The 12,180-nt window shown below is 59.2% G+C and carries 9 protein-coding genes and 6 pseudogenes; 7 read left to right on the top strand and 8 right to left on the bottom strand.

All coding sequences use genetic code 11. The annotated features are described in order from the left end of the window. Positions 1-100 precede the first annotated feature (100 nt). Both SM755_RS16830 and SM755_RS16825 read right to left on the bottom strand, forming a co-directional pair. On the bottom strand, positions 101-751 hold the full coding sequence (locus tag SM755_RS16830; RefSeq protein ID WP_006667409.1) for a helix-turn-helix domain-containing protein: 651 nt from the start codon (positions 749-751) through the stop codon (positions 101-103). A gap of 99 nt (positions 752-850) precedes the next feature. Beyond that, entirely contained in the window at positions 851-2,287 is a 1,437-nt protein-coding gene (locus tag SM755_RS16825; RefSeq protein WP_049904061.1) for an SLC13 family permease, read from the bottom strand. Between the two features lie 125 nt (positions 2,288-2,412). Between SM755_RS16825 and SM755_RS16820 the strand changes: the two are divergent. The 3 pseudogenes from SM755_RS16820 to SM755_RS16815 form a co-directional block, all read left to right on the top strand. Beyond that, positions 2,413-2,619 (top strand): annotated as a pseudogene (locus tag SM755_RS16820) (IS5/IS1182 family transposase); the annotation flags it as partial. Continuing rightward, positions 2,619-2,774, top strand: a pseudogene (locus SM755_RS24510) (ArsR family transcriptional regulator); the annotation flags it as partial. The pseudogenes SM755_RS16820 and SM755_RS24510, both read left to right, overlap by 1 nt. A 98-nt stretch (positions 2,775-2,872) precedes the next feature. Beyond that, a pseudogene (locus SM755_RS16815) lies at positions 2,873-3,157 on the top strand (transposase); the annotation flags it as partial. Positions 3,158-3,178: 21 nt separating this feature from the next. Here the strand turns inward: SM755_RS16815 and SM755_RS16810 are convergent. The 3 genes and pseudogenes from SM755_RS16810 to SM755_RS24505 all read right to left on the bottom strand — a co-directional run bounded on the left by SM755_RS16810 (position 3,179) and on the right by SM755_RS24505 (position 5,071). After that, on the bottom strand, positions 3,179-4,039 hold the full coding sequence (locus SM755_RS16810; RefSeq protein WP_049904063.1) for an aldo/keto reductase: 861 nt from the start codon (positions 4,037-4,039) through the stop codon (positions 3,179-3,181). A 142-nt stretch (positions 4,040-4,181) separates the two neighbouring features. After that, positions 4,182-4,496 carry a YqcI/YcgG family protein gene (locus SM755_RS16805; protein ID WP_083873438.1) on the bottom strand — a complete coding sequence of 105 codons (315 nt, stop codon included), beginning with the start codon at positions 4,494-4,496 and terminating at the stop codon, positions 4,182-4,184. A 91-nt stretch (positions 4,497-4,587) separates the two neighbouring features. Continuing rightward, positions 4,588-5,071 (bottom strand): annotated as a pseudogene (locus tag SM755_RS24505) (phosphate-starvation-inducible PsiE family protein). Positions 5,072-5,219: 148 nt separating this feature from the next. On the opposite strand from SM755_RS24505, the gene SM755_RS16790 reads away from it, so the two are divergent. Then, positions 5,220-6,161, top strand: a complete 942-nt coding sequence (locus SM755_RS16790) for a dienelactone hydrolase family protein (protein ID WP_323173671.1) — start codon at positions 5,220-5,222, stop codon at positions 6,159-6,161. A 990-nt stretch (positions 6,162-7,151) separates the two neighbouring features. Here the strand turns inward: SM755_RS16790 and SM755_RS16785 are convergent. The 3 genes and pseudogenes from SM755_RS16785 to SM755_RS16775 form a co-directional block, all read right to left on the bottom strand. Next, positions 7,152-7,241 (bottom strand): annotated as a pseudogene (locus SM755_RS16785) (IS6 family transposase); the annotation flags it as partial. A gap of 88 nt (positions 7,242-7,329) precedes the next feature. After that, the gene (locus SM755_RS16780) at positions 7,330-8,181 is read right to left on the bottom strand and encodes an aldo/keto reductase (RefSeq protein WP_323173670.1); all 852 of its coding nucleotides are present in this window, start codon (positions 8,179-8,181) and stop codon (positions 7,330-7,332) included. Positions 8,182-8,335: 154 nt separating this feature from the next. After that, positions 8,336-8,995, bottom strand: coding sequence for a helix-turn-helix domain-containing protein (locus tag SM755_RS16775; protein ID WP_323173669.1), 660 nt, complete (start codon positions 8,993-8,995; stop codon positions 8,336-8,338). 230 nt (positions 8,996-9,225) lie between these two features. Between SM755_RS16775 and SM755_RS16770 the strand changes: the two genes are divergently transcribed. The 3 genes and pseudogenes from SM755_RS16770 to SM755_RS16760 all read left to right on the top strand — a co-directional run bounded on the left by SM755_RS16770 (position 9,226) and on the right by SM755_RS16760 (position 11,560). Beyond that, complete coding sequence (locus SM755_RS16770; RefSeq protein ID WP_323173668.1) at positions 9,226-9,573, top strand: SDR family NAD(P)-dependent oxidoreductase; 348 nt, start codon at positions 9,226-9,228, stop codon at positions 9,571-9,573. 122 nt (positions 9,574-9,695) lie between these two features. Further along, positions 9,696-9,989, top strand: a pseudogene (locus tag SM755_RS16765) (YbaK/EbsC family protein); the annotation flags it as partial. A 182-nt stretch (positions 9,990-10,171) separates the two neighbouring features. Then, the gene (locus SM755_RS16760) at positions 10,172-11,560 is read left to right on the top strand and encodes a hypothetical protein (RefSeq protein WP_323173667.1); all 1,389 of its coding nucleotides are present in this window, start codon (positions 10,172-10,174) and stop codon (positions 11,558-11,560) included. The last annotated feature ends 620 nt before the right edge of the window (positions 11,561-12,180 follow it).

Here is a 12,180-nt window from a genome sequence, read left to right as displayed (position 1 = left end):
CTAACTAGGTTCGGTCTACTCCCTATCGGCACCGATAGCTATCATTCTTTAAGTGAGGGATGGTGTGAAAACCCACTCTCGAGACGAACTCGGATAGCGATCACTCTTGCGGCCCGTAAATGAGCTCGAGCAATGTTCGCTCGGCGGTCCGAAGACGTTCGCTCACTGTCGACTGAGCGATGTCGAGTTCGTCGGCGAGATCAGTTGCTGATGCCTCTCGGGGGATATCGAAGTAGCCGTAATTGTACGCCGTCTCGAGGACAGCCAACTGTTCGTCAGTGAGTTTCGAGACGAGAACCTCCGTTAACCGTCCGCTGTCGAGCGGTTCGCCGGGGTTCTCGTTTTGGGTCACCGACAGGAGTTCGAACTCGCCGAGGGTCTCTTGGACCTCGTCGGCCATCGACCGAAACTGGTCCCAGTCGCGCGTCGTCGTCACGATTTCGAAGACGTCATTCTGGAGAACGATGCGGTTCGGAATCGCCTCCTGACGGAGGACCAGACCCAGAATAAACGGGTACGACTCCGTTGCCAAAATGGTCAGTCGGCGAATCTCGAGATCGTCCGATGCGGTCGGAATCTCACTGCTATAGAACACCGATGTGCCGGAGATACCTTCAAGGACCGTTTCGGGGTCAAACCCGGTGTTTGACGCGACGGTCAGGGACTCAATCCACGTTCCATCTTCGACGTAGAACGCGTTGTCGAGCTCGATACTCCGGATGTCGTCCATCTCTCGATGGATCTTCGCCATCACGCCCGTCGGCACAGTAGTGAACTCAACACGTAGAATTGGCGACCCACCTATAGGGAAGAGTCCGGTCCGTTCATATATAGCTCACGCTTGTCGCGATCAGGTCACCAGCGGCCAGTAGACGAGCCACGAGAGGGCAGCGACACCGAAAGAGAGTCCCATCGTCACGATTCCGAACGAGGCGATATCGCGATGCGATAGCGGCCCTCGATCCATCGATACCAATACTGCCGTCGTGTTAAACGGGAGGATCGTCGTCGAACCGACGACCAGTAACACGGTAAGCGCGAGAGACAGCTGGTCGATACCGAACGCGTCCGCGAACTCGAGGACGATCGGGAGCGCAACGACGATCGCCGCCGAGCCGGTCGAGAACAGGATTCTGATCCAGACAGCGATGGCGACCAGCACTGCAACGATCTGCCAGTGGGCGAGTAGCTCGAACGGAACCCACCGCATGAGCACATCGATGACTGCCCTAATCGCACCGGTCGCGTCCATGACGTCCAGAATCGATAACATAGCGCCAATGAGGAAGATGATACCCCAGTTCACCGCTGCGATATCCTCCGCCGAGATAATGCTGACGGGCGGTATGGAGAGCACTGTGACCGCCGCGACAGCCGGTAGTACCGTTGGTAACCCGACGAACGATCCGACGATCCAGCTCACGACGGCCCCGAAGAGGACGATTCCGACGATACGCTGCTCGCGAGTCAATGGAGTCGTCCCCTCGCCATCCACCTCCAGTCGGATCCCGTTATCCCTGCCGATCGTCGTCTCTCCGTCGACCGTCGCGAACAGACCCGCACAGAGGGTCGCCAACGCGTAGAGGAGGACCGTCGGCGGAAGCATCAACACGGCCCAGTCGACCCACGTTATTGACCGGACCGTGGTCGCGACGATCTCGGAGGTGACTAACGCCATTCCGCCACCGGTCATTAGCGCCATCGACGCGATCGGGTTGACGTGGCCGAGAACGAGAAACGCCGCACTTTCGAAGCCGCTATCGGCTTCTAATTCGAACGCACCCGCGAGTCGTTTCACGATCGGAATGAATGTTACCGCGCGAGCCATCGCAGAGGGCATCACCAGTGCCAATGCGAGAATACTCCCGGCAACTGAGTGCAGCGTCCGACGCGGCGTACTGTCTGCAGTCAGCAGTTGACGCGCCACCCGTTGATCGAGACCGACACTCGCCGTCGCGTCACCCAACAACAGGAGCAACAGTAGGAAGAAGACGAGCGTCGACGTGAATCCCGTCGTCGCTGCACTGAACGAATCGACAGTCCCCAGCGCGAACAGTAACGTGACGCTGAGAACGCTCGAGACGACATACGGCATGGGTCGAGTCAGCCAGAGGACGAGCGCAGTCAGGAAGACTGCAAGCGTGCGCTGTCCGTCAACGGTCAGCGCCGGCAGTGGTGGAAGCGTTGCGCCGACGACGAGCACGCAGACAGCTACGAGAAGGCCCACTGTCTGACGGGACACTAGTACTGTCTCTCGTCCTGACAGTCCCTCAAACCGGTCTCTCATCACCGCTATGGTTGCCGTTCCCGCTGAAGAATCTGGTGACATAGCGGCTGGTGCTGTTCAGCGTCATTCGAGGGGCTCTGTTGAAATCCTCCAGAGGTTACAGGTTCGACCGGTAGTGTGACCGAATGCAGGCCCTCCCGAAGTCACGGGTACTCCAATTTGTTGAACAAGCATTCCACTTGGCCCGGCGAGCCGTGGCTCAATATTCCTCGAAGTTCTCAAAACGACGCTACACGCTCCACCAGCATATCGTCTTGCTCTGCCTCAAGGTTCGGAAAAACACGACCTATCGGACACTTCTTGATGAACTCATCGAAATGCCCCGGATTCGGAGAGCTGGCTTCGTGGCGGGACGCCGGATGAGAGTTGAATCGTCCCGTGGGGTGTCCAATCAATTGACCACGAGGACATCGATTTCTGGCAAGGTCGTCTTGAAGGCGATATCGCCGACGAAGCGGTTGCTTCCCTCATCGAAGAACTCCAGTAGCGGTTACTCGTTGAACTCTTCTTGGTAAGGGACGAGAGCGGGAACGCAACTGTCGCGCTCGCGCCGTGGCTACGGGCGCACGGCCCGAAATCAAGCCGATCGTCGAAGACCTGCTCAATTCGGCTGAGGACCTCGTCCACGTTGACAATGTACTGATGGACCGAGAGTTCAACAGTCAACACGTTCTGGAGATGGTCAGCAAACGCGGGCTCACGTATGTCGTTCCAAAGCGGATGCACACGAGTGAGAGAGCCCAGGCGAAGCGACTCTTCAAGAGCGATACGGATCGGTACGTGAACGACCGAAAGCTCCACTTAGGTAAGAACAAGTGGCACAAGACGACGCACGTGTATCGCCGAAACGAGAATTCTGAACACACCGACCGCGTCGCGACCGCGGTGGCCTCAGTTCGCGGCCTCGGTCAGCCGCTGGACCTCGTCGTCGCTGAGCGACAGGTGAGTGGCGGCGACGTTCGACTCGAGGTGGTCGGGATCCGAGGTTCCCGGAATCGGGAGGATGACGTCCGCGCGCTCGAGCAGCCAGGCCAGTGCGACCTGACGCCACGTCGCGTCGTGCTCGTCGGCGATCTCGTCGAGGAGGTCGCTGTGTGCGTCGAGGTCGTCGCCGTCGATCGGGGCCCACGGGATGAAGCCGATGCCGTTCTCTTCACAGATATCGAGGACCTCCTGGCTCCCGCGATCGTTCAGGTTGTACCGGTTCTGGACGGTCGCGACCTCGACCTGCTCGCGAGCCTGGTCGAGGAGTTCCGGCGAGACGTTACTGACGCCGACCTCGTCGACGAACCCCTCGTCTTTGAGTTCGGCGAACGTCGCGACGGAGTCCTCGAAGGGCGTGTCGTCGTCGGGTCGGTGGAACTGGTAGAGGTCGATGGTATCCGTCTGCAGGCGATCGAGCGAGGTGAGCACCTGATTGCGGATGTAGTCCGGATCGCCGTGGGCGATCCAGTCGCCGTCGTCGTTGCGCAGCAGGCCGGCCTTAGTCGCGACCAGCACGTCGTCGGGGTCGCCGATCGCCTCGCCGATGAGCCGTTCGCTGACGGCCGGGCCGTAGGAGTCGGCCGTGTCGATGAGGTCGACGCCGCAGTCGACGGCGTGCCGGACGACCTCGCGTGCGGTGCCCTCGTCGTCCGGCGAGCCGATGATGTCTTCGCCGGTGATCCGCATCGAGCCGAACCCGAGCCGGTGGACGGTCGCGTCGCCGATCTCGAACGTGTCGCTCTCGTTGGTGATCGCCTCGTCGCTCATACTCGTGCCGACAGCGGCCCGCCTCTTGAAGAGTGGCTTGCCCGAACGGCATGCCGGTTCCGCGAACACGCGGCTTCCGGCCTTCGAGCGAGGATCCACAAGCCTCGATCCTACGGGCCTCTGACCCGCGAATTCGCGGCCGTCACCGTCGCTCGCGCCCTCGCCGACTCCCCTCAACGTCGGTTCGCTCGGGCAGCGGACACCGAGCCACGCTCTCCGCGTTCGTCTCCGGGAGCATGTACTGCTTCCACTCCCGGGTCCGCGGGTCGACGAAGTCGCCCGCGTCGGGGTGCATCGCGACGTCGTCGTACGCCGCTGGGCGGTCGAAAGAGCACCACCAGCGACGGGTACTCGCCGATCGATTCGTAGGTCTCGTGGAACTTGGCCAGGGGATCCACGAGGGCCGCGAGTCGTTCCTCGATCCGGTCCTTGCCGAGCAGTTCCACGGCCACGACATCGACTTCGGTCGACCGCGGCATAAATTTCGAGCCGACGTTCGCCGAGCCGTCCGGGCACGCCGACCCGACGAACGAAGTGCGGCCGCGGCGTCAGCCGTACACGCGCTCTGCGAAGAGCAAGGCGACTAGGCCAAAGATGATGATCGTGTACGAGACGGCGGCGAAGAGGGCGTCCTGCGCGGTCGCGTACTCGTCCGTCCGGAAGATGATCGCCTTCCGGACCATCGCAATCACGCCAGTGTAGATGACGAGCCTACGATCTGGCGGGTTTCGCTCTCCTGCGTGTACGCGATGACCGTGTGATACACCTCGACGATGATCAACAGTAGGAGGCCGGTGTCAATGAACCCGATGACGACGAGCGGATCAGTAATGGTCTGCGCTCGAATCGACCGCAGATCTGCAGCGTCAGGTCGACGACACCGATCGCGAAGATGATCGCGAATACCCAGGCCGCGATCAGTTCGACGAATCGAATGAACCGATCCGCGGCCGCGGCGATCCGATCGGAGCCGGTGACGGTCTCCGGACTGACGCCTGGCGGGTCCGGTGGCGGGGAATCGTCGTCGGCCATGATGCGATCGAACCGTTGGTCCGTTCTGAACATCGATTCGAACGCCGATAAATGTTCGACGTCGCGCCCGTCGGTCCGGGCGGCGGACAGCGTTCGATCTGCAGAGCATCACGCGTGTAGTTATGGTCCCGCCGGTCGTCGTGCCGGTGTGAGTGCCACTCGCGACGCGATCCTCGATCGCCTCGGAACGATCCCCGACCGCCCCGATCCGGCCGTCGAAATCGTCTCGACCATGGCCGCCGACGGGTTCGAGCGCCGACTCGTCGAGTACGACGTCGAACCGGGAGAGCGAGCCCGAGCCTATCTGCTCGTGCCGGACGACATCGATGCCGGCGACGAGCGCCCCGGCGTCCTCGCCGTCCACCCCCACGCGGGCGAGTTCGCCGTCGGCAAGTCCGACCCCGCCGGGCTGAGCGAGACGGCCGCGTACCACTACGGCGTCGAGTGCTGCCGGCGCGGCCACGTCGTCTGCTGTCCGGACCTGCTTTGTTTCGAGGACCGCCGCCCGGCCGAGCGCGAGCGCGCGGCCGGGACGGCCCCCGCGGGCGCCGACTACGAGAAGTTCGTCGCGATGGACCGTCTGCTTCGCGGCTCCTCCCTCCAGGCGAAGTACCTCTCGGACCTCGCCGCCGCGCTCGACATCCTCGAAGCCCATGACTCGGTCGCTCCCGATTCCCTGGGTGTGCTCGGGCACTCGCTCGGCGGGCAGGAGGCCGCCTGGGTGGCCTGGTTTGACGACCGCGTCGACGCCGCGGTCGTCTCAAGCGGTGCGGCGCGACTCGCGGCCGTCCAGCGCGAGCAGATCACCCACAACTTCGCGCTGTACGTCCCCGGGCTGCTGACGGTCGGCGATATGGACGACGTCCTGGCGGACGCGGCTCCGACGCCGCTGTTGGTGACCCACGGTACCGAAGACGGCATCTTCCCGCCGGACTCCGTCCGCCGGCTCGGCGACACGGTTTTGGACGCCTACGCCGACGCCGGCGTTCCAGAGCGGTTCGAGCTGACGTTCTTTGCCGGCGGCCACGAGTTCCCCGCCGACGTCCGGTCGAACGCCTACGCTTGGTTGGATCGCTGGCTCGATCGGTGACCCCGGAGCTCGCTTCCCACGACGCGATCTTGGTGATGCGCTCTGCTCGAGTACGACGTCGTCTCCAGTCCGTCCGGTCTCCACTCGGACCGCTGACGAAGGCGTCGCCGTGAGACGTCTTCGTCGGTTCAGAAGGCGGTTCGTGGCCAACGGGTCACTCGCTTTGCGATACGCGTTGTCGATCGCAGACGGACGGTGCCTCCCGGATTTGAACCACACGATCTTTCGCGAGAAGGGGATAGCTCGGTCTCAATCGGGTGCGTAAGAGACACCAAGACACACTCATTCGGCGCGATCATCACGGGCAAGTCGCGTCTGATTGGTCCCTCATCTGGCGGATATTGATTTCCATAAGAGACACAGAACTGCGACGAAACGGCCTACATAATCGCCAAGACGCCAACGATCCAGACCGGAAGGGGAAGTAGTACGAGGGCGCTGATAAGCGGTCTATCACGCAGAGACGCCGCAGCGGCGTACAATTCGGCGAAGATGGCGGTCCGTCCGAGATAGAGGAATAGTTGCCACTGCGTGAATTCGGAGCCACCAGACACCAGAACGGTCGAGATCCGGGCATCGCTTAGTACTATGGGTGCGAAAAAGAACATGAAGACATACGCAGCGGCTATCGCGCACGCCCCCCAGAGTACGACGAGACCGATTTCCAGGACACTCGCTGCTGGCCGATTCCGCATGTACACGAGAGCCCCAACAACGAGGGGACTAACCCGACGATCGGTTGCAGTGGTTCCACCAGCGCTCGCAGCAGGTCGAGCCCCAACGCTATCGTCGTCCAGTAGGCCCACTCCAAGGCCAGTCCGACCCCGACGATGCCGACCAGCGCGCCAATAAACATTCGCCTGTCCAGATCGGTAATCACCGACCGGATATCGTTATCTAAGACGGAAATCGATGGGAAATGTTCTATTCATTATGATAATGATATCTAACACATATACAGTAGTATGTGTCTTTTGTGGTGGGTACTGTCTAGTTTAGTACCTCTTCGGCTGGTGTTCGGTCATTGAGTGCTTGATTTGATCGATTGTGGTTGTAGTGGTGTCTGAACCGTCTGAGCCGAACGTTCGAGTTACCTGCTTTTCGAAATCCGATCGGGAAACATCCGAGGACTGGGTGGAACTGAGGGGGAGTTGGCGCTCGTGAACTCTCAGGTATTGGCCTCCACTTCACTTAGTTGTTTGACGAATTCTGGGTCCCGGTGGTCAGGGAACAGCGATTCAAACTCATTTAGCTCTGAGATCGTGTTCATATCATCGGTACTCAGTTCGAAATCAAAGATATCGAAGTTCTCGACGATCCGCTCCTCATGGACTGACTTAGGGATCGCAACAATTCCTCGCTGTATCAACCATCGAAGAACGACCTGTGCAGCCGATTTGCTATACTGTTTGCCGATCGAAACCAACACGTCGTTCTCGAAGAGGTTGTTCCGTCCTTCAGCGAACGGCCCCCAAGATTCATGCTGGATCTCATGCCTGCTCATGAACTCAGCGTCTTCGGTCCGCTGGTAGAAGGGGTGTGTCTCGATCTGATTGACTGCAGGGACGACCTCGTTGTGGACGATCAGGTCGATCAAGCGATCCGGGTGGAAGTTGCTAACACCGATGGCTCGAATCTTATCTTCGTGGTAAAGGTCCTCCATTGCCTGCCATGATCCATGAACGTCACCGAAGGGCTGATGGATCAGATACAGATCCAGATAGTCCAGTCCCAGTCGGTCAAGTGACCGTTCAAACGCCCGCTTCGTACTTTCGTAGCCAGCATCCTGTATCCAGAGCTTCGTGGTGACGAACACGTCCTCTCTCGCTACATCGCTCGTCTCGATCGCTCTGCCAACAGCCTCTTCGTTCTCATACCCGGCCGCAGTATCGATGAGACGATACCCGGTACGGAGAGCATCGGAGACACTTCGTTCACATACTTCGAGATCATCGATCTGATACGTACCGAATCCGAGGATCGGCATTTCCACGTCGTTGTTTAGCGTGACGGTTTCCATTTCCACATTTGAAGGTAGACCGCGCGCCATTTGGATTCGATGCTATTCTAAAACCCCATTTAAGTCCCTTCGCTAGCCCGAGCACTCCTCCATAGAGCGTCCCGGATAGCAGCATCTGATTAGAGACCCAGTGAGTGACTCAAGTATGGAACGTCTACTGTGGCTGTGTCCCAATCGTCGACGTGAGCAACTGGCGTTCCCCTCGGCGAAGAAGATTCGACATCGAGGGTTGAGAAATACCCATCTCCTCAGCCAAGTCGCCTGCCGTGACCTGTCGGGGATTATCGTAGTAGCCGCGAGAGATAGCGAGCGCCAGTGCCTCGTATTGCCGGGCAGTTAGCCCGTATGGTGAGTGTTCATCTGGGGACGGAGAATCCTGCGTGATCGAGAGAAGATCGACCCGAATGCCATGCTCATCGCAATGATTCCGCATAGTATTGAGCGACTCATAATCCCGAAAAATCTTCTTTTCGTACCATCCCTCCGGAATGATGGTCGTCGGTTCTGTTTGAGCCTTGGCGAACCGTCCGGGAACGAACGCTTCCGAAACAGTATCCTCCAGTTTGACGTCGAGCTGATAGACATCCCTGCCGCTCTCGCGTCCAAGGGGGGTTGTCCCTACTACTTCATCGAGAGCTATGATATCATCTTCGGTAACACCATCTGCTGGGTCGAGATGGACGACGAACACCTGAGAGTCCTCTCCGAGGCACAGGCCGTGTTCACACTCGAGTTGATTGGATGGTAACGATTCTGTGAAACGAACGAACGGAAGCGAGGGTGAACTGACGAGGAGTTCCGCAGACACTGTCATAGGATATAGAAGACGCTACCCAGACTTAATCCTCTAGATCGTTGCAGCCGGTACCGACTCATATTCAATCATATCCTTTTGTGCCCCACGAGAGTGTATTTAAATGCACTTCTATAGTAGCACAGTACTCAGGACCGTAGACTCACTTTAATCAGAGGATGGAAACGTCGACACAATCGGATGACTGAACTGCAAAGGATATACCCGACTAATCTGGCCACACAGCCATCGTGACTGGCGCGAACAGTGGGCTAGGATTTAAAGCGACCAAGGCCTTCACGCAGAAGGGGGCGCACGTCGTCGTGGCATGCCGGAGTCTTGAGCGGGCAAACCGTGCACGACGAGAAATCGAATCGATGGTCACCGGTGCATCACTGACGGTGCTGGAACTCGACCTTGGAAGCCAAGCATCGATTCGACAGTTCGCTACTGATTTCGATTCCGAGTTCGATCGACTCGATGTACTTCTCAACAACGCTGGTGTAATGATGACGCCGTACTCGACGACAGAAGACGGATTCGAACTCCAATTTGGGTTAACCATCTCGGACACTTCGTACTCACTGGACTCCTCATAGATCACCTCATAGAGACGGAAGGTGAGACGCGTATCGTCATGCAGAGTAGTGTGGCCCACAAGAGTGGAACTGGCGGAATCGATTTCGGCGATCTCAACGGAAGACAGTCATACGGGCGATTCGAGGAGTTCTCGGAGGGGACGAAGACGGCAGCCGCGGCCGCCGACGCCGTCGGCTGTGACGTCGCCCAGATCGCGAGCAGTCTCGTCTTCGAGGCCGATGGCGAGCCCGTCGTGGTCGTTACCAGCGGTGCGAACCGCGTCGACGAGGACCGGGTCGCCGAGGCGATGGGTGCTGACTCGGTCGGAATGGCCGACGCTGACCGGATCAGAGAGCTGCTCGGCTGGTCGATCGGCGGCGTCCCGCCGATCTGCCACGATTCCGATGTACCCGTGCTGTTCGACCCCACTCTAGGGTAGTTCGACACGCTCTGGGCGGCCGCGGGAACGTCGGAGGCGTGCCTCGCGGACGCCGAGGAGCACCTGGTCGCCACCGCCCCCTCGCAGATTATTAACACCGACGGATACGATACGACATTTTATTAATTATTGTGGTGTAGATGATAACACTTTTGTCCCCGTTCTCGTTTGTGGGAGGTATGGCACGTACACGCCGAGAACTGTTGAAGCTGAGTGGGGGAGTGATGGTCGCCGCGGCGGTCGCCGGCTGTACCGACGACGGCGAGGAGGGGGAGGACGACGAGGGCGAACCCGAGGACGAGGGTGAGGACGACATTGACCCTTCTGAGCGGGAGCAGAACGAAGTCGGAGGAGCCGAGCCGCGCGTAGCCGTCACCTATGACGGCGGTGTCGCCGTGCTTGACGGTGACAGGCTGGAGGTGCTCGATGAGTTCGACGCCGAAGGGTTCGTCCGCATCAATGAGGCCGGGGATGGCCAGCACGCCTTCCTCACGGAGGGCAACAGCTTCCGCCTCCTGGACGCCGGCACGTGGGGAGAGCCCCACGGTGACCACAACCACTACTACACCACCGACCCATACCTCTCAAATGTGACGGTTGATGGGGACACTCCGGGTCACGTGGTCTCTCATGACGGCATCGGCACCCTGTTCTTCGACGGTACGGGTGAGTACCACTCCCTGGATCTTGCCGACCTCGACGTCGAGGCTGACAGCATCGAGACCGAACGTTTCGAAACTGAGGGTCCCCACCATGGCGTCGCTGTGGTGCTCGAGGACGGTTCGCGATTGGAAACGCTCGAGGACCGTTCCGGCGCTCGCTTCCTGGACGCTGACGGCGAGGAAGTGGACCGCAACGAGGACTGCCCCGGCGTCCACGGCGAAGCTGCAGGGCCGGACGGCATCATTGCATTCGGCTGTGAGGACGGGGTCCTGGTTTGGGACGGCGACAGCTTCGAGAAGCACGATACCGGTGAGGAGTTCTCCCGCATCGGCAACCTCTTCTCCTCCGAGGGCTCTCCCATCCTCCTGGGCGACTACCGCACGGACGAAGAGGGCGAGGAGCCGATGACCGAGGTGGCCCTGGTCAACGCTAAGACCGGCGAGATCACCACAACCGACGTGGGCTCTCCCTACAACTTCCGCAACCTCCAGCGCGGACCTGATGGGGAGGCCCTCGTGCTCACCGAGGACGGTCAGCTCCACATCATCGACCCGGAGACGGGCGAGGACCTCGAGCACATCGATGTGATCGATGAGTGGACTGAGCCCGAGGAGTGGCAGGAGCCCCGCCCGGCTATCCGCGCCAATGGCGATCACCTTTACGTCACTGACCCGAACAGCCAGGAGATCCACCTGGTGGATCTGAACGAGGGCGATGTGATCACCACCGGCGAGTTCGACTTCGACCCCAACGAGATTGTCGTGATCGATGGGCGCCCGGTCGAGGGCGTGTCTTCGGACTACGACGACGAACATGGTGATGAGAATCACGATCATGACGACGAGGACCACGATCACGACCATGATCACGAGGAAGACGACGACCACGGACACGACGACGACTGATCGATCCGCCGACCCGTCGGATCACGGGCTTCGTTCCCGATGAATTTATTAAGAAATTAGTTTGGGATGGTAATCCTATTCTAACTCAGTCCTTGCAAGAGAGAGTCGACTCGCGAGTGTGATCGAAACATGCTTGGTTCGGTCCTTCATCTGTGATGTTAGTCATCCGTCGGCCCCTAATGTGTTTACGTGCCGTGTGACCGAACTCTTCGCTGTCTCTCGCTGATTTGTAAGTGTGAGGACTGAAACATCTGGTCCAGTAGTGTCGACTACGGCAAGCGTCTCACGCTCTCCATCTGATGGCGTAGCAGTAATTACTAGCAGATTGAATCTCAAAAATATAGTTGTGATTAATCGAATTAAATATATGCAACTATACGTAAGTTAGAGACGAGTAGATCGAGCCATAAATCCACTGAAAGACAAATATGAACTCAAGGACAACACGACGTTTCTTCCTTGCTGGAAGTACTAGCTGTATCGCTAGCTTAGCAGGCTGTTCAGCTTTCAATCAAGGCGAGAGTAGTCAGGCTTCGATCGATGAGGCAGAAGCATACCAAGTAGCGCCTGATCGATTGGTCGCTCGAGTAGTACTTTCCAGACCAGATGACTCTGAGGTA

It is taken from the genome of Natrialba sp. PRR66 (assembly GCF_034808065.1).
Lineage (GTDB): Archaea > Halobacteriota > Halobacteria > Halobacteriales > Natrialbaceae > Natrialba > Natrialba aegyptia.
The sequence above is the reverse complement of the archived record's forward strand: the minus strand, read 5'-3'. Positions and strand labels throughout refer to the sequence as shown.